Source organism: Kitasatospora sp. NPDC004289 (genome assembly GCF_053602875.1).
In genome coordinates this window covers 1-17100 of record NZ_JBSGEL010000085.1, presented here as the reverse complement: position 1 = coordinate 17100, position 17100 = coordinate 1, and the positions used below count along the sequence as shown (strand labels likewise).

Here is a 17100-nt window from a genome sequence, read left to right as displayed (position 1 = left end):
TCACGCGGTTTCACTCGTTCAGGTGGCACGCACGCCCAGGGCGGCGGCGTTCTCAGCGATTCGTTCTACCTTCGTGGTGTCGGACCGAACAGGTGTGGGGGAGAGCGCGGCCCCTCCGGGTGGTCCCGGAGCAGCCGCGCGGGTTCTGAGTACTGGTACGTGGGCTGACGTCGTCGCGTAACCGCACCCGGTCAACACGAACCGCTGCGCCCTGGAGGTCGTCGTGCGCATTGCCCTGATCACCGAGAGTTCCCACTCGTACGCACGCCGTGCCGACGGCTGGTGCGGGCGGCTGGCCGAGGGGCTCGCCGAGCACGAGTTCCGGATGTACGTGCTGGGCGGGGGCGGCGGGGCCGGGGGAGGGCTGCTGCCGGTGAGCGAGCTGCCGATCTGGGGGCGGCGCCCCCGCGGCCGCGGGCCCGCACTGCACCGGCGGCGGCCGTACGTGCAGGCCTACCGGGCGCTGGTGCGCTCGCTGGTGATACCGGGAGAGCGGGCCTCCTTCGGCCCCGCGCTGTACCGGCTGGCGGCGCTCGCCCGGGAGGACGGCGCGCTGCCCGCCTTCCTGGCCTCCGGGCCGGCCCAGCGGGTGCTGGAACAGGTCTGGCGCTCGCCCGGGGCCGAGACCGCGGCCGGGCAGCCGCAGGTCCAGGACGTGCTGGTCGCGGCCGACCTGCTGGAGCAGTGCCTGCGGCCGCTCGCCGCCCGCTGGTACGGCACCGGGGCGGACGGGCTCGGCGGGGCCGACCTGTGCCACGTGGTCGGCGGCGGCCCGGCGGCGCTGCCCGCCCTGGTGGCCAAGCAGCTGCACGGGGTGCCGTTCGTGGTCACCGAGCACGGGCTGCACCTGCGCGAGCAGTACCGGAGCTGGCGCACGGCGCCGTACCGGTGGCCGGTGCGGGCGCTGCTGATCGCCTTCTTCCGGCAGCTCACCGAGGAGACGTACCGCCAGGCCGCCGTGCTCACCCCCGGGAGCGACTACGACCGGCGCTGGCAGGAGCGCTGCGGGGCCGACCCGGCCCGGATCCGGGTGGTGCACGAGGGCACCCCGGCGGTGGCGCGGCCGGCCGCCGGGCCGGAGCCGGAGCGGCCGGTGCTGGTCTGGGCCGGGGCGCTGGAGCCCGGGCGCGACCCCGCGCTGGTGCTGCACGCCTTCGCCAAGGTCCGGGCCGAACTGCCGCGGGCGCGGCTGCGGCTGTACGGCGAGGAGGGCGCGCCCGGATACCTGGCGCACCTGCGCGGGATAGCGGAGAAGCTCGGGGTGGACGCGGCCGTCTCCTTCGAGGGGCGGCCGGAGGGCGGCGCGGCCGAGGCCTGGGAAGCCGGGCAGGTGGTGGTCTTCTCGGCGCTCGCCCAGCGCAGCCCCCGGCTGATCGCCGACGCCATGCTGAGCGGCCGGGCCGTGGTCTCCACCGAGGTCGGGGTGGCCCGGGAGGTGCTCGGGCCGACGGGGCTGCTGGTGCCGCCCCGCGACCCCGCGGCGCTGGCCGCGGCCTGCCTGGCGCTGCTCGGCGACGCGGAGCGGCGGGCCCGGCTCGGGCTGGCCGGACGGCTGCGTGCGCAGGAACGGTTCGCGGTGGAGCCGGTGGTGACGGCCTTCCGCGAGGTCTACCTGGAGCTGGTCTCGCGCTTCCCGGCGTACCCGGCGGCGGGGCGTGCGGGCGGGGCGGAGAAGAAGGGGGCGCGGGCGGAGGTGCGGCCGTTCGCCCGGCCCGCCGAGTACTGGGTGGCGGGGCCGGTCGGGGGCGAGGAGACCGCGACGGCGGCCGCCGAGGTGGACGTGGCCGTGGTCGTGGAGCCGTTGAAGGAAGCGGTCTGATGGTCGGGGAGACGGGGGACCCGGTCCGGGAGTTGATGGAGCGTCACCGGCGGACCTGCGAGCAGGCGGTGGACGCGTGGGAGATAGCGGCCGCGCTGGAGGACTCCGGGATCGGGCCGGGAGAGGCGGCCCGGTACCGGCACGCGGACGTCTTCTCGCTGGCGGAGGAGCTGTACGCCCGGGTCCCGCGGCGCCCGCCGCGGGCCGCCGCCGCCGTGTCCGGCGGGGTGTGGCGGGCGCGGGCCGGGGCGGCGCTGCGCAGTGCCGTCCGGCACGGGCTGCCGGTGGTGGGGTTGGCGGTGGGCTGTGCGGTGGTGCCTGCGGCGCGGGGGCCGTTGGCGGTGCTGTGCGGCGGGTGGCTGGCCTGGGCGGCGACGCGGCCCGCGGGGCTGCTGGGCGGTGGTCACACCGACGGAGGCGGTCAACCCGGGGGCGCGGGGAACTGCGCGCTGCGGGAGGCGCCGAGCGGGCTGCCGGGTACGGACGTCCACGTGCAAGTGAGGCGCCGTACCCGGCACACGGGTCTCCTTCTTCCGCCTCGCGCAGTTCCTCGCGCCCCCAGCCGCGTCGCCACGTTCGTGGGCGGAGTGGCGTTGGCGTTGGCCGTGGTGGTGCCGGTGGTGGGCGGGGGGCCGGGCGGGGTGGTGTTCGGGCTGGCGGCGGGGGCCGGGGCCGGGGCGGTGGAGTGGGTGGCCGGGTGGCTGCGGCAGGTGGGCCGGGGGCACCTCGGTGCGGCGCGGACGATCGCGGACTTCCGGGCCCTGATGCGGCCCGTCCTGCCGGTCGCGGTCGGGCTGCACGCCCTGGCCGTGGCCGCGCTCGGCTTCGGCGGCCTGGTGCTGCTCACCGTTGCCCAGCCGGCCGGCGACGGGGGCCTGTTGTACGGCGCGCTGCACCGGGCCGGCGGCGCGCAGTGGGCCGGGCAGGCGGCCCTCGGGGCGGTGCTGGTCCCGGCGGTCGTCCTGCTCCGCGGCGGCCACCCGGCCCCGGGGCTGGCGGGTCTGGTGGCGGCCGGTGCGGGAGGGGCCGTGCTGACGGCCGTTCAGCACGGCGCCCAGGCCGCCCAGCTGCTGGTCTGCGCGCCGGTGGCGGTCGTGCTGCTGCCGTACGCGTGGCTGGTGCTGGGCCGCCCCGGTGCGCACCGCGACCCGTGACGGCGGGCCCGCCCGTACTTCTTGTTCTCTGCAAATGGATCTCGTGGAAGGACACCCCAGATGAGGGTGCTGCTGTTGGGCGCGGACGGTTTCATCGGCCGTCGCGTCGCCGAGCGTCTGCTGGACGAACCGGACCTCCAGGTCACCGTGCTGGGGCGGCGGGATTCGGCCGACATCCGGTTCGACCTGACGGCGGGGAGCCCGGGCGCGCTGGCCCGGTTCCTGGACGCGGTGGCGCCGCAGGTGGTGATCAACTGTGCGGGCGCGACCTACGGCAGCTCGCGGATGCTGATCCGGTCGAACACGCTGGCGGTGGCCACCGTCTGCGAGGCGATCCGGCGCAGCCGGGAGCCGGCCAGGCTGGTGCACATCGGATCGGCGGCGGAGTACGGGCCGATGCCCGCCGGGGTGCCGATCTCGGAGCACGCCGAGCCCAGGCCCTCGGGCCCGTACGGGGTGTCCAAGCTGGCCGGGACGGAGCTGGTGCTGGCCAGCGGGCTGGACGCGGCGGTGCTGCGGGTGTTCGACGTGGTGGGGCCGGGCTCGCCGGCCGCCTCGCTGTTCGGGCGGCTGGCGGAGGGGCTGCGCCGGGCGCTGGAGCAGGGCGAGCGGCAGGTGCGGATGCCGGACCTGTCCGGATACCGGGATTTCGTGGACGTCCGGGACGTGGCCAGGGCCGTGCAGTCGGCGGCCGTCTCGGCTGCGACCGGGGTGATCAACATCGGTAGCGGCCACGCGGTGCGGGCCCGGGACGGTGCGCAGCTGCTGCTGCGGGCGGCCGGGTTCGAGGGCTCCATCAGCGAGGACGCCCGCCCGGCGGCGCTGCCGGGGCAGCCGGGGCCGGCCGGGGACCACCCGCCGCAGTACCCGCCGTTCCGGCCGGGCGGCGAGCCGGTGCAGTGGCGGCAGGCCGATGCCAGGACCGCCCGGGACCGTCTCGGCTGGCGGACACAGGTGCCGCTGGAGGAGTCGCTGGGGGACATCTGGCTGGAGACCGCCTGCCGGGTATGACCCTCCACCGCCCGCTCCCACCAGGGGTGTTGCGGGAATCCGGCGTGGTCCCACGATCCGGCGAGGGGTGTCTCACCAGTCGGACCTGCTGTCTCGGAATACCTCGGTCGAGTGACACTGTTGGCGTAGCTGAGCCACTTCGGTGGCCCGCCAAGCCCCGAACTGACGACCATCGGAGTCACTGTGTCGCTGCCACCCCTGGTCGAGCCGGCCGACGAGCTCACCATCGACGAGGTCCGCCGGTACTCCCGCCACCTGATCATCCCCGACGTCGGGATGGCCGGGCAGAAGCGGCTGAAGAACGCCAAGGTGCTCTGTGTCGGCGCCGGCGGCCTGGGCTCGCCCGCCCTGATGTACCTGGCCGCCGCCGGCGTCGGCACGCTCGGCATCGTCGAGTTCGACACCGTGGACGAGTCGAACCTCCAGCGGCAGATCATCCACGGCCAGTCGGACATCGGCCGCTCCAAGGCCGAGTCGGCGAAGAACTCCGTGCTGGAGATCAACCCGTACGTCAACGTGATCCTGCACGAGGACCGCCTCGACAACGACAACGTGATGGAGATCTTCTCCGGCTACGACCTGATCGTCGACGGCACCGACAACTTCGCCACCCGGTACCTGGTGAACGACGCCGCGGTGCTGCTCGGCAAGCCGTACGTCTGGGGCTCGATCTACCGCTTCGACGGCCAGGCCAGCGTGTTCTGGGCCGAGCACGGCCCGTGCTACCGCTGCCTCTACCCGGAGGCCCCGCCGCCGGGCATGGTCCCGTCCTGCGCCGAGGGCGGCGTGCTCGGGGTGCTCTGCGCCTCGATCGGCTCGATCCAGGTGACCGAGGCGATCAAGCTGCTGGCCGGTGTCGGCGAGCCGCTGGTCGGCCGTCTGATGATCTACGACGCCCTGGAGATGAACTACCGCCAGGTCAAGATCCGCAAGGACCCGAACTGCGCGGTCTGCGGTGAGAACCCGACGGTCACCGAGCTGATCGACTACGACGTCTTCTGCGGCGTGGTCTCCGAGGAGGCCCAGGAGGCCGCCGCCGGTTCGACCATCACCTCGAAGCAGCTCAAGCAGTGGCAGGACGACGAGGAGGACATCTTCCTGGTCGACGTCCGCGAGCCCGGCGAGTACGAGATCGTCTCGATCCCCGGCGCCACGCTGATCCCGAAGAACGAGTTCCTGATGGGGAACGCGCTGGAGTCCCTGCCGCAGGACAAGAAGATCGTGCTGCACTGCAAGTCGGGCGTCCGCTCGGCCGAGGTGCTGGCCGTCCTCAAGTCGGCCGGCTTCTCCGACGCGGTCCACCTGGGCGGCGGCATCCTCGGCTGGGTCAACCAGATCGAGCCGCACAAGCCGTCCTACTGACGGACCGTCACCGTACGGACGAGGGGCGGGCGGCCACTGGCCGCCCGCCCCTCGTGGTGTCCGCGAGCCCGGTGCTCCGGAGCCCGTCTAGAGCGCGTCCTTGCGCTGGAGGACGTTGTAGCAGAACCAGCCGGGGAGGATCGGGAGCCAGAAGGTCAGCGCCCGGTAGAGGAAGACGGCCGGGGTGGCGACGGTGGGCGGGACGCCGGCGAGGGTCAGCCCGCCGAGGAGCGACAGCTCGACCGCGCCGATGCCACCGGGGGTCGGGATCGCCGACCCGGCCGCGTTGGCGGTCAGGAAGACCACCGCCACGGCGGAGAAGCTCATCGAGTAGCCGAAGGCGCGGATCGAGGCGTCCAGGCAGGCGGTGAAGCTGAGCGTCAGCAGCAGGATGCCGCCGAAGCCGGTGAGCAGCTTGCTGGGGGTCCGCATCAGGTCCAGCATCCGGGGCACCACGCCGAAGAACAGCGCGCGGACCCTGGTCACCACGAAGCGCCGCAGCGGTGCGACGGCGGCGATCACCAGGGAGAGCACCGCGGCGCTCAGCACGCCGATGATCAGGGCCCGGGAGGCGCCGAACTCGCCCTCGCGCTGCTGACCGGTGATCAGACCGAAGGTGAAGAGCAGCAGCAGGTGCCCGGCCAGGCCCGCCAGCTGGGAGGCGCCGACACTGGCCACCGCCTGGACCGGGCGGATGCCCGCCTTCTGGAGGTACCGGGTGTTCAGCGCGATGCCGCCGATGGCGGCGGGCGCGACCAGCTTCACGAAGGAGCCGGCCACCTGGGCCGCCACGGTCCGGGCGAACGGCAGCCGCTCCAGCACGAAGCCGGTCAGGCTCATCGAGGCCGCGATGTAGCTCAGCGCGGCGGCGGCCAGTGCCGCGGCCGCCCAGGCCCAGTGCATCTGGTCCAGGTTGAACTTCTCGGGCTTGATCGCGGTCAGCGCGAAGTAGGCCGCGAAGGCCAGCGCCACCACCGTGATGACGGTCTTCGGCTTGAGCCGCTCCAGCTTCTCGGGGGCCAGCGGGGCCTCCGGGACGACCTGGAGGATCTGGCCGCGGATCCGGCTGAGCAGGTCCTCGCTGGCGACCGCGATGTCCTCCTCGGCCTGCTGCTGGGTGCGCTCCCCGGAGGCCACCTGCTCCAGGGCGAGCGCCTGGGCGGTGGACTTGCGCTCCTTGTTCAGCCGGCCCAGGTCGAGCCGGGTGGTGCGGCTCAGGCCGACGGGCTGGAGCAGCGGGAGCGAGGCGGCCACCCGGTCGGCGCCGAGCACCCGGTTGGCGGTGGCCACCGCGCGCTCGGGGCCGACCCGCAGGGCGAAGGTGGTGAGCAGCTGGGCGATGTCGATCCGCAGGGTGAGGTCGCCCGCCGCGATGTCGCCGCCCGAGAGGTTGACCAGGTAGCCGGTCTTCTCGTCCACCACCAGCAGGGACTCGCCGGTGAGGCGGCGGTGCGCGATGCGGCGCTGGTGCAGGGCGTCGACGGCCTCCCAGAGCGAGGCCATCGCCTCGTCCGTGACCTCCTCGTCGACCAGCTCGTCCAGCGGACGGCCCGTCAGCTTCTCGTAGACCAGGATGGCGGCGTCCGGGCCGAGTTCGGAGGTGGCCACCAGCTGGGGGGCGCGGGCTCCGGAGGCGGTGGCCGCGTAGGCGATCAGGGCCTCCTGTTCGAGGGCCTGGCGGAGCGACTGCGGGCTGCGCCGGACGGCCACCGAGCGGAGCCTGAGGCGGCGCCAGGCGCGGTAGAAGAAGCCGGAGGCCTGCTGCTCCCGGTCGATCACGTGGACGTCCAGCGGGGGGCCGGAGAGCTGCTCCACGTAGTAGCGCCGGGTGCCGCCGGGGGCGTCCGGGGCGACGTGCGCGACCGAGGGGGAGAAGCCGACCTTGCGCAGGCCGATCAGCAGGTGCTGGCCGGTGGGGCGGATGTTCGGCGAACCGATCGCGTAGAGGGTGGCGTAGGCCACCGACCAGCCGATCAGCACCGTCAGGATGAGAGAGAGCACGGTGGTGTAGCCGCTGGCCAGCTCGGTCAGGCCGCTGAGCAGCACCACCGACCAGAGGGCCACCCGCCAGCGCGGTCTGCTCGACATGCCGACGGCGGTCATGTAGGCGATCACCGGGGCCAGGTAGCCGTGCACCGGGTCGGTCAGCGACTGCGAACCGGGCGGGAACTGGGTCAGCGCGTTGCGCACCTCGTTCGGTGCTCCGGCCGCCACCCACCAGTCGACGCCGAGCGAGACCCCGTAGGCCAGCACCGAGGCCAGCACGCCGTCGGCGACCCGCAGGCCGTCCCGCTTGATCAGCCGCTCCACCGCGAAGGAGAGCGGTACGGCGAGCACCGCGATGCTGGCGGCCAGCCCGGTGACGGTGGTGAGCCAGCTCGGGATGTGCTCGGCGTTCTTGGAGATGTCGGTCTCCAGGCCCGAGGTGGTGGAGACCGCGAAGCGGGCCACCAGGAAGAGGGCCACTATCCCGAGCACGCCGGCCAGGAACCTCAGCAGATCGGACGGTCGGTGTGCCCGGGCCGCGAGCAGCGGCTCGTCGACGGCGACGTGCTCGCCGTTCGGTGGCTCCTCGGCCACTCCCTCTTCCCCCTCGGTCGTGCCCACCGGCGGCTCGGGAGAGCCGGACGGCTGGAAGGTGGCGGGCTCCGTCGGGCCCTCTTCCACGTCCACGTCTGCCGTCCCGGTCATCTGGTCTTGTCCTCGTATCACCACTCACCGCCCCGTCAGATGGTGGCATGCCGGGGGCACCGGCGAGGGACAGGGTCCGCATCGGGCGCGGCGAATCCCCCGGACGGGCTCCGGCTGTCGGTGCTGTTTGGCAGGATGCCAGAGTGACGAACCGTGAGCCGCCGGATGAGCCCGAGGCGTACGTCGAGTCGGTGCTCGCACTGACCGAGCGGATCCCGCCGGGCCGGGTGATGACGTACGGGGACGTGGCCGAGTACCTCGGCCGGGGCGGCCCCCGGCAGGTCGGCCGGGTGATGGCGCTCTACGGGGCCGGGGTCCCCTGGTGGCGGGTGATCCGGGCCGACGGGCGTCCGCTGCCGGGCCACGAGCACCGGGCGCTGCCGGAGTACCGGGTGGAGGGCACACCGCTGAAGCTGGTCGGCGGCGAGCCGAGGGTGGACCTCAAGAAGGCGCGCTGGGACGGCGGTTGAGGGGCTGGCTCTCGGGCCGGGCCGGGCGGGCGCCGCCGGGGCACGCACCTCGCCACCTTCTCGTCAGTCGCCGATGCTCCGCATGGACTCCTTCCTCGGCGGCGCCGAGGCACGCACCCCAACGACGCCCGCTGATCCGGCCCGGCCCGAGAGCCAGCCCCCCGATCTTCGTACGGCGGTTAGGCTCGTCGGATGGCTTCTCCGTTCCGTCTGGTCCGCAACGCACTGGCGCAGCCGGTGGCGCCCGTGCTGGACGAGTACCAGCGGGTGGTGGCCGAGCACGGGGCCGGGCCGCTGCTGGTGCTCGCGGGGCCGGGGACGGGCAAGACCACCACGTTGGTGGAGTCGGTGGTGCGGCGGATCGAGCGCGGCACCGACCCGGAGCGGATACTGGTGCTGACCTTCAGCCGCAAGGCGGCGGCGGAGCTGCGGGACCGGATGACGACCCGGCTGGGCAACGGTTCGGCCACTCCGCAGGCCACCACCTTCCACTCCTTCTGCTACGCGCTGCTGCGCGCGCACCAGGCTCCCGAGGCCTACGCCGAGCCGCTGCGGCTGCTCTCCGGGCCGGAGCAGGACGTGATGGTCCGTGAGCTGCTGGCCGGCGGGGCGGAGGACGCCCGGGCCGGGACGGGCAGGTTCGACTGGCCGCTGGACCTGAGGGCCTGCCTGACCACCCGCGGCTTCGCCGACGAGGTCCGGGCGGTGCTGGCGCGCAGCCGGGAGCTGGGGCTCGGCGGGGAGGAGCTGAGCCGCTTCGCCGCCGGGGTGCAGCGGCCCGACTGGTCCGCCGCCGCGCACTTCCTGGCCGAGTACCTGGACGTGCTCGACCTGCGCGGGGTGCTGGACTACGCCGAACTGGTGCACCGCGCCGTGCTGCTGGCGGAGCGTCCGGAGGTGGGCGGCGAGCTGCGCGAGAAGTACGACGTGGTGTTCGTGGACGAGTACCAGGACACCGACCCCTCCCAGGTCCGTCTGCTGCGGCAACTCGCGGGCGGTGGGAGGGACTTGGTGGTGGTCGGCGACCCGGACCAGTCGATCTACGCGTTCCGCGGCGCCGACCTGAACGGCATCCTGGACTTCCCGTCCGCCTTCCCCAAGGCCGACGGCGGCCCGGCCGAGGTCAAGGTGCTCCGGGTCTCCCGCCGCTCCGGCGCCGTGCTGCTGGCCGCCGCCCGGGAGCTCACCGGCCGGATGCCGATGGGGCGGCTGCCCGCCGACAAGCTGGCCCAGCACCGGGCGCTGCTGCCGTCCCGGGAGGGCGGCCGGGTCGAGGTGTACACCTACCCGACGCCCGGCGCCGAACTGGACTCGATCGCCGACCTGCTGCGCCGCGCCCACCTGGAGGACGGGATCCCCTGGGGCGAGATGGCGGTGCTGGTCCGGGCCGGTGCGCGGTCCATCCCGGGCGTGCGGCGGGCGCTCGGCGCGGCCGGTGTGCCGCTGGAGATCGACGGCGACGACCTGCCGCTGCGCGAGGAGCCGGCCGTGGCCGCGCTGCTCGCCGCCCTGCGGGTCTGCGCGCACCCGGCGGCGGCGTGCGACACCGAGCAGGCGCACGCGCTGCTGACCGGGCCGCTCGGCGGACTGGACGGCTCCGACCTGCGGCGGCTCGGGCGGGCGCTGCGGGAGGAGGAGCGGCAGGCGCTGCGGGGGCCTGACGGAGCGTCGGAGGACACCCCGCTGGTGGTGCGGTCGGCGGAGGAGCTGATCCGGGAGGCGCTGGCCGAGCCCGAGCGGCTGGTGGCGATGGAGCCCTCCTACGCCCGGCGGGCGCTGGAGCTGGGGACGCTGCTGCGCAAGGTGCGCGAACTGCTGGCCGGGGGCGGCAGCGCCGAGGAGGCGCTCTGGCAGCTCTGGGACGGCGCGCGCCGCTGGCGGGAGCGCCTGGAGCGGGCCGCGCTCCGGGGCGGTGGCCCGGCGGGACGGAACGCGGACCGCGACCTGGACGCGCTCTGCGCGCTGTTCGACACCGCGGCCCGGGCCGAGGAGCAGTCCGCCGGGCACCGGGGCGCCCTGGAGTTGCTGGCCGAACTCGAGGCCCAGGACATCGCCGCCGACACCCTGACCGTGCGGGCCGTCCGCCCGGAGGCCGTCCGGCTGATGACCGCGCACCGCTCCAAGGGCCTGGAGTGGCGGCTGGTGGTGGTGACCGGGGTGCAGGAGGGCCTCTGGCCGGACCTGCGCCGCCGCGGCTCGCTGTTGGAGGCCGACCGGATCGGCCGCGACGGCCTCGCCGAACCGCTCTCCCCGGGTGCCCTGCTGGGAGAGGAGCGCCGCCTCTTCTACACCGCCGTCACCCGGGCGAAGGACCGGCTGGTGGTGACGGCGGTCAAGGCACCGAGCGAGGACGGCGACGAACCCTCGCGCTTCCTGCGCGAGCTCTACCGGGAGGAGGTCGACCGGGCGAGCGGGAAGGTGCTGCGGCGCACCCCGCCGGTGACGGTGGAGGAGGTGACGCACCGTCCGAAGCGGCCGCTCTCGGTCGCGGCGCTGGTCGCCGAACTGCGTGCGGTCACGGTCGACCCGGCGCAGCCGCCCGCACTGCGGCGGGCCGCCGCCGAACGGCTGGCGGTGCTGGCCGCGGCCGCCGACGAGGACGGCGTGCCGCTGGTGCCGGCCGCCCACCCCGACCGGTGGTGGGGCCTGGTGGACCGGACCGAGTCGGCGAAGCCGCTGCGGGATCCGGCCGAGCCGGTGCGGCTGTCCGGGAGCGGGCTGGAGCAGCTGGACGGGTGCTCGCTGCGGTGGTTCCTGGAGAAGGACGTCCGGGCGGGGTCCACCACGACGGCGGCCCAGGGGTTCGGGAACGTGGTGCACGCGCTCGCCGACGAGGTCGGCTCCGGGCGCACCCCGGCGGACCTGGCGGTACTGATGGAGCGCCTGGACACGGTCTGGGACGCGCTGGCCTTCGACGCGCCCTGGAAGTCGCAGCAGGAGAAGGAGCAGGCGCGGGCCGCCCTGGAGCGCTTCCTGCACTGGCACGTGCTGGAGCGCGGCCGGGTCACCGTGGCCACCGAGCAGGACTTCGACCTGACGCTGCCGGTGGGGGACCTCTCGGTGCGGATCCGGGGATCGATGGACCGGGTCGAGCAGGACGGGGCGGGGCGGGTCTACGTGGTCGACTTCAAGACCGGCAAGCACCTGCCGACGGACAAGTCGCTGCCCGAGCACAAGCAGCTGGCGGTCTATCAGCTCGCGGCGCGCAGCGGTGCGCTGGACGGCGTGGCCGGGCTTGGGGAGGCCGTGGAGGTCGGCGGGGCGGAGCTGGTGCACCTGCGGGCGGAGGCCTCGAAGAAGGAGCCGGAGGCCCCGAAGGTGCAGCACCAGGGGCCGCCGGCGGAACCGTGGATCGAGGGGCTGCTGGCGGAGTCGGCGGGGCGGGTGCTCTCGGAACGCTTCACGCCCAAGGCGAGCGAGGGCTGCGCGCGCTGCTCCTTCCGGGCCTCCTGCTCCGCGCAGCGCGACGGGCGCCAACTCCTGGACTGAGGTGAGCCTGGGCACATTGGTCACACCGGGGGCGCGGGGAACTGCGCGAATCGGAAGGCGGACCAGTGCTGGATCGGGGCATGCGAGCCAGTTGCACGTGTTGCCGTTCCCCTGCGCGCAGTTCCTCGCGCCCCTGGGGCCTTCGGCCCCTCGGGGTGACGCACCCGCTGGTTAGGCTTGGCGGATGAGATCCGCGCTGAGCAGCCCCGAGGAGTTGAAGGCGCTGCTCGGGGTGCCGTTCAACCCGGAGCAGCTGGCCGCGATCGGGGCGCCGCTGGAGCCCGGGGTGATCGTGGCGGGGGCCGGGTCGGGGAAGACGACGGTGATGGCGGCCCGGGTGGTGTGGCTGGTCGGGTCGGGGGCGGTGCGGCCGGAGCAGGTGCTGGGGCTGACGTTCACCAACAAGGCGGCGGGGGAGCTGGCCGAGCGCGTCCGGGCGGCGCTGCACCGGGCCGGGGTGTCGGGTCCGGAGGAGGAGGTGCTCGGGGAGCCGGAGATCTCGACGTACCACTCGTTCGCCGGGCGGCTGCTCAAGGAGCACGGCCTGCGCCTGGGCATCGAGCCGGACGTCCGCCTGCTGGCCGACGCGACCAGGTACCAGCTGGCGGCCCGGGTGCTGCGCTCCTCGCGCGGGCCGTACCCGCACCTGACGGGTGCGTTCAGCAGCCTGGTCGCCGAGCTGGTCGCGCTCGACTCCGAGCTGGCCGAGCACCTGGTGGAGCCGGAGCGGCTGCGCGCCTTCGACCGGGAGCTGATCGACCACGCCGCCACCGTCAGGCTGAGCAACGACGACCTGCGCCCGATCCCGGTGACGGCCCGGGCCCGGCTGGAGCTGCTGGAGCTGGTGGAGGAGTACCGCCGCCGCAAGCGCCGGGCCAACCTGATGGACTTCGGCGACCAGATCGCCGCCTCGGCCCGCCTCGCGCAGGAGCGCCCGGAGGTCGGGCGGCTGCTGCGCGAGCAGTTCGGGGTGGTGCTGCTGGACGAGTACCAGGACACCTCGGTGGCCCAACGCCTGATGCTGGCAGGGCTGTTCGGCACCGAGGGCGGGCATCCGGTGACGGCCGTGGGGGACCCGTGCCAGGCCATCTACGGCTGGCGCGGCGCCTCGGTGGCCAACCTGGACGACTTCCCGAGGCACTTCCCGCGCCGGGACGGCTCCCCGGCCCACCGGTACGCGCTGAGCGAGAACCGCCGCAGCGGCGGCCGGCTGCTGGCCTTCGCCAACGAACTCGCCGCCCCGCTGCGGGAGATGCACGAGGGGGTGGAGGCGCTCCGCCCGGCCCCGGGGGCCGAGCTGGACGGGTACCTGCGCTGCGCGCTGCTGCCCACCCACGCCGAGGAGATCGACTGGCTGGCCGACCGGATCGCCCACCTGACCGCGACCGGTACCCCGCCGGGGCGGATCGCGGTGCTCTGCCGGGGCGGTTCGGCCTTCCCGGACATCCACGCCGCGCTGGTGGCCCGCGAGGTGCCGGTGGAGGTGGTCGGACTCGGCGGATTGCTCCAACTCCCGGAGGTGGCCGACCTGGTGGCGGTCTGCGAGGTGCTCCAGGATCCGACCGCGAACGCCTCGCTGGTGCGGCTGCTGGTCGGCCCGCGCTGGCGGACCGGTCCGCGTGACCTGGCGCTGCTGGGCCGCCGGGCCGCCGAGCTGGTGCGCACCGGCCGGTCCGAGGGCGCCGACCCGCTGGCGGCGGCGGTGGCCGAGACCGACCCGACCGAGGTGGTCTCGCTGGCCGACGCGCTGGAGACCTTCATCGACACCGAGCAGCCGGACGAGCTGCCGTTCTCCCCTGAGGCCCGCCACCGCTTCGCCCAACTGGCGCGCGAACTGCGGGACTTGAGGCGGGTGCTGGCCGAGCCGCTGATGGACGTGCTGCACCGGGTGCTGGCCGTCACCGGTCTGGAGGTCGAACTCTCCGCCTCCCCGAGCGCGTTGGCCGCCCGCCGGCGGGAGACGCTGCACTCCTTCCTGGACGTGGCGGCCGGCTTCGCCGACCTGGACGGGGACCCGGGGCTGACCGCCTTCCTGGCCTTCCTGCGCGCCGCCCAGGAGTACGAGCGGGGCCTGGACAGCAGCCTGCCCGGCGGCGAGGACACCGTGAAGGTGCTCACCGCGCACAAGTCCAAGGGTCTGGAGTGGGACGTGGTGGCCGTCCCCGGCCTGGTGAAGGACGCCTTCCCGAGCAGTCGGGGCCGGGAGCGCTGGACCAGCACCAAGCAGGTCCTCCCGCACGAGCTGCGCGGCGACGCCGCCACCCTGCCGGTGCTGGGCGGCCTGACGCCGCGTGACATGAAGGCCTTCAAGGCCGAGATGGCCGAGCACGGCCACGTCGAGGAGCTGCGGCTCGGCTACGTCGCCTTCACCCGCCCGCGCGAGCTGCTGCTCGCCTCCGGCCACTGGTGGGGGCCGAGCCAGAAGCGCCGCCGGGGCCCGTCCGCCTTCCTCGCCGCGCTGCGCGAGCACGCCGAGCGGCCCGGCAACGGCGAGGTCGAGCTCTGGGCCGACCCGCCGCTGGCCGAGGCCGAGAACCCGGCCCTGGACACCTCCGTCGAGACCCCCTGGCCGCTGCCGCTGGACGCCGGCGCCCAGCTGGCCCGCCGCCGGGTGGCCGAGGTGGTGCACCGCCGCCTGGCCGGGCAGCCCGCCCCGCCGCCGGAGCCGCAGGCCCCCGAGGACGAGCGCCGGATCGCCTCCTGGGACCGCGACCTGACGGCCCTGCTGGGCGAGCTGGCCCGCTCCCGCCGCGCCGTCCGCGAGGTCGAACTGCCCGCCTCGCTCTCCGCCACCCAGCTGCTGCGCCTGAACGCCGACCCGGACGGCTTCGCCCGCGACCTGGCCCGCCCGATGCCCCGCCCCCCGCAGCCGGCCGCCCGCCGGGGCACCCGCTTCCACGCCTGGATCCAGGCCCAGTACCAGCTCCCCTACGAGGAGCTGCCGCTGGTCGGCCCCGACGCGCTGCCCGGCCTCGACGACGAGGGGATCGAGGACGAGCACGACCTGGAGCGGCTCAAGGAGGCCTTCCTGCGCAGCCCGTACGCCGGGCGGCGGCCGCACCGGGTCGAGGTGCCGGTGCAGTTGGTGCTCGGCGGTCGGGTGGTGCGCGGCCGGATCGACGCGGTCTACCGGGACGGTGACGGTGGCTCAGGGTCACCTCGGGACGAGCGCTGGGAGGTGGTGGACTGGAAGACCCAGCGGGACGAGGCCGCCGATCCGCTCCAGCTCGCGGTCTACCGGCTGGCGTGGGCCGAGTTGACGGGCGTAGAACCCGAGCAGGTCACCGCTTCGTTCCTGTACGTCCGCAGCGGCCGGGTCGACAGGCCGTCAGGACTTCCGGGGCGAAAAGAGTTGACTCGGCTTCTGATCGGGAATAGTGAAGAATGAGTCACGCAGCGCATCCATGCCGTCACGGCCGCGTGCGAAACCTGTGCTCCATGCACGTTTCGCGCCTATTGTGGGGTCGGTAACCGGTCAATCAAGGTACTCCGGCCGCCGGGCAGGGCCCCACCTCTGACCCTCAGTCATCACCGCAGGTGCCACGGGCGCCTGCGCACCCTCGCTGGAGAGACCGAAGTTGAGCGCGACCGGATGGATCAAGGACCGGCTCGCGGGGCCTTCCCCCGGAGCCGTGCCGGGCACGGTCACCGGAACGTGGCCGAAGACCTCGATGGCGCTGCCGTTCATCGGCATGCTGCTGGTGCTCGCCCTGGACTGGTTCAGCGCCACCGCGCTGACCGTCGAACCCGCCCTCACCGCCGTCCCCGCGCTGGCCGCCGTGGTCAGCCGCCGCACCTGGTACCCGCTCGCGCTCGGCCTCGCCACCGAGGCCGTCGCCTTCCTGCTCGCCTGGTACAACGGCGTGCTCGGCCAGTCCGTGCACACCGCGACCGTGCTCGCCATCGCGCTGGTGGCGGCCATCGGCTGGGTCAGCGCCACGCTGAGGGTCCGTCAGGAGCAGGCCCTCGCCGACGCCCAGCTGGTCGCGGAGGTGGCGCGGCGGGTGCTGCTGCGCTCCGTCCCTGACCGGCTCGGGTGCGTGCGGGCCGCCGTCCACTACGCGGCCGCCGCCGCGCACGCCTCCATCGGGGGCGACCTGTACGAGGTGGTCAACACCCGGCACGGCGTGCGGGCCGTCGTCGGCGACGTCCGGGGCAAGGGGCTGGCCGCCGTCGAGACGGCGGCGGCCGTGCTCGGCGCCTTCCGCGAGGCCGCCCACCAGGAGCCGGAGCTCGACCGGGTCGCGGGGTGGCTGGCCGTCAGCCTGGACCGGGTCCTGCATGAAGGGGAACACCCCGGGGTGGAGGAGGAGTTCGTCACCCTGGTGCTGATCGGGGTCCGTCCGGACGGGTCCGTGGAGATCGTCAACTGCGGGCACCCCGCCCCGCTGCTGCTCAGCCCCGGCGCACCGGCCCGGGCGCTGGAGCTGCCGGAGACGGTGCCGCCGCTCGGGGTGCTGGACCCCACCGACGTCCGGCCGCCGGTGCAGCGCATCACCATCGCGCCCGGGGACCGCATCCTGCTCTACACCGACGGCGTCATCGAGGCCCGGGACCACCGGGGCGCCTTCTACCCCCTGGCGGAGCGGCTGCCCTACTGCGCGGTCGGATCGCCGACGGAGGTGCTGCGGCGGCTGCACGAGGACGTCGTGCGGCACGTCGGGCACAAGCTGGGGGACGACGCGGCGATGCTGCTGCTCCACCACGAACCCGTCCAACTCCCGCAGCAGGCAACGGCGGAGATGGTCCCAGCCACGTAAGTGGTTGCACCAGGGGCGCGGGGAACTGCGCGCGGGGGCACGGCAGCACGTGCAACTGGCTGACGTGCCCTCAGTTGCCGGTGGTCCGCCTTCCGGACTCGCGCAGTTCCTCGCGCCCCCGAAGCATCACCAATTACAGGTCGACCTCGACGAGGAGGGGCCGGTGGTCGGAGACCGGGGTGCGGGGGGCCGTGATGGTGCCGACGGCGGTGCGGGGGACGCCCATGGCGAGGACGTGGTCGAACTGGACCGCGGGGCGGTGGGAGGGGTAGGTGGGGGTCTTGGCGAGGTCGTGCCAGCCCCGCAGGACGCGGCGCCGCCGCGGCCCCGGCTGCCGCGCCGGC

Annotated in this window: 9 protein-coding genes and 1 pseudogene; 8 read left to right on the top strand and 2 right to left on the bottom strand. The window is 74.5% G+C overall.

Annotated features, from left to right (window positions below):
• Nucleotides 1-223 precede the first annotated feature (223 nt).
• From ACWEPF_RS34905 to moeZ, 4 genes are all read left to right on the top strand, one after another.
• Nucleotides 224-1819 carry a DUF3492 domain-containing protein gene (locus ACWEPF_RS34905; RefSeq protein WP_452175743.1) on the top strand — a complete coding sequence of 532 codons (1596 nt, stop codon included), beginning with the start codon at nucleotides 224-226 and terminating at the stop codon, nucleotides 1817-1819.
• Nucleotides 1819-2973 (top strand): hypothetical protein, encoded by a 1155-nt coding sequence (locus tag ACWEPF_RS34900; protein WP_452175742.1) that lies wholly within the window; start codon nucleotides 1819-1821, stop codon nucleotides 2971-2973. The genes ACWEPF_RS34905 and ACWEPF_RS34900 overlap by 1 nt, the downstream gene beginning before the upstream one ends.
• 60 nt (nucleotides 2974-3033) lie before the next feature.
• Nucleotides 3034-3984: an NAD-dependent epimerase/dehydratase family protein gene (locus ACWEPF_RS34895; RefSeq protein ID WP_345287335.1), complete on the top strand. Its 951-nt coding sequence runs from the start codon at nucleotides 3034-3036 to the stop codon at nucleotides 3982-3984.
• A 183-nt stretch (nucleotides 3985-4167) separates the two neighbouring features.
• Nucleotides 4168-5346, top strand: a complete 1179-nt coding sequence (gene moeZ, locus ACWEPF_RS34890; protein WP_345287337.1) for an adenylyltransferase/sulfurtransferase MoeZ — start codon at nucleotides 4168-4170, stop codon at nucleotides 5344-5346.
• A gap of 87 nt (nucleotides 5347-5433) precedes the next feature.
• On the opposite strand, the gene ACWEPF_RS34885 is transcribed toward moeZ, so the two are convergent.
• Nucleotides 5434-8037 (bottom strand): lysylphosphatidylglycerol synthase transmembrane domain-containing protein, encoded by a 2604-nt coding sequence (locus ACWEPF_RS34885; protein ID WP_345287338.1) that lies wholly within the window; start codon nucleotides 8035-8037, stop codon nucleotides 5434-5436.
• Nucleotides 8038-8180: 143 nt separating this feature from the next.
• On the opposite strand from ACWEPF_RS34885, the gene ACWEPF_RS34880 reads away from it, so the two are divergent.
• From ACWEPF_RS34880 to ACWEPF_RS34865, 4 genes are all read left to right on the top strand, one after another.
• The gene (locus ACWEPF_RS34880; RefSeq protein ID WP_345287340.1) at nucleotides 8181-8507 is read left to right on the top strand and encodes an MGMT family protein; all 327 of its coding nucleotides are present in this window, start codon (nucleotides 8181-8183) and stop codon (nucleotides 8505-8507) included.
• Nucleotides 8508-8699: 192 nt separating this feature from the next.
• Nucleotides 8700-11996, top strand: a complete 3297-nt coding sequence (locus ACWEPF_RS34875) for an ATP-dependent helicase (protein ID WP_452175741.1) — start codon at nucleotides 8700-8702, stop codon at nucleotides 11994-11996.
• Nucleotides 11997-12180: 184 nt separating this feature from the next.
• A complete protein-coding gene (locus tag ACWEPF_RS34870) occupies nucleotides 12181-15384 on the top strand; it encodes an ATP-dependent helicase (RefSeq protein ID WP_452175740.1) in 3204 nt (1067 codons plus the stop codon).
• Between the two features lie 190 nt (nucleotides 15385-15574).
• Entirely contained in the window at nucleotides 15575-16756 is a 1182-nt protein-coding gene (locus ACWEPF_RS34865) for a PP2C family protein-serine/threonine phosphatase (RefSeq protein WP_452175739.1), read from the top strand.
• Nucleotides 16757-16889: 133 nt separating this feature from the next.
• Here the strand turns inward: ACWEPF_RS34865 and ACWEPF_RS34860 are convergent.
• Nucleotides 16890-17100: pseudogene (locus tag ACWEPF_RS34860) on the bottom strand (hypothetical protein); the annotation flags it as partial.

Bases quoted from the DNA above. Each gene is read 5' to 3' on its own strand.
- ACWEPF_RS34900 (WP_452175742.1), top strand. From the start codon at position 1,819: ATGGTCGGGGAGACGGGGGACCCGGTCCGGGAGTTGATGGAGCGTCAC.
- ACWEPF_RS34895 (WP_345287335.1), top strand. From the start codon at position 3,034: ATGAGGGTGCTGCTGTTGGGCGCGGACGGTTTCATCGGCCGTCGCGTC.
- ACWEPF_RS34885 (WP_345287338.1), bottom strand. From the start codon at position 8,037: ATGACCGGGACGGCAGACGTGGACGTGGAAGAGGGCCCGACGGAGCCC.
- ACWEPF_RS34875 (WP_452175741.1), top strand. From the start codon at position 8,700: ATGGCTTCTCCGTTCCGTCTGGTCCGCAACGCACTGGCGCAGCCGGTG.
- ACWEPF_RS34870 (WP_452175740.1), top strand. From the start codon at position 12,181: ATGAGATCCGCGCTGAGCAGCCCCGAGGAGTTGAAGGCGCTGCTCGGG.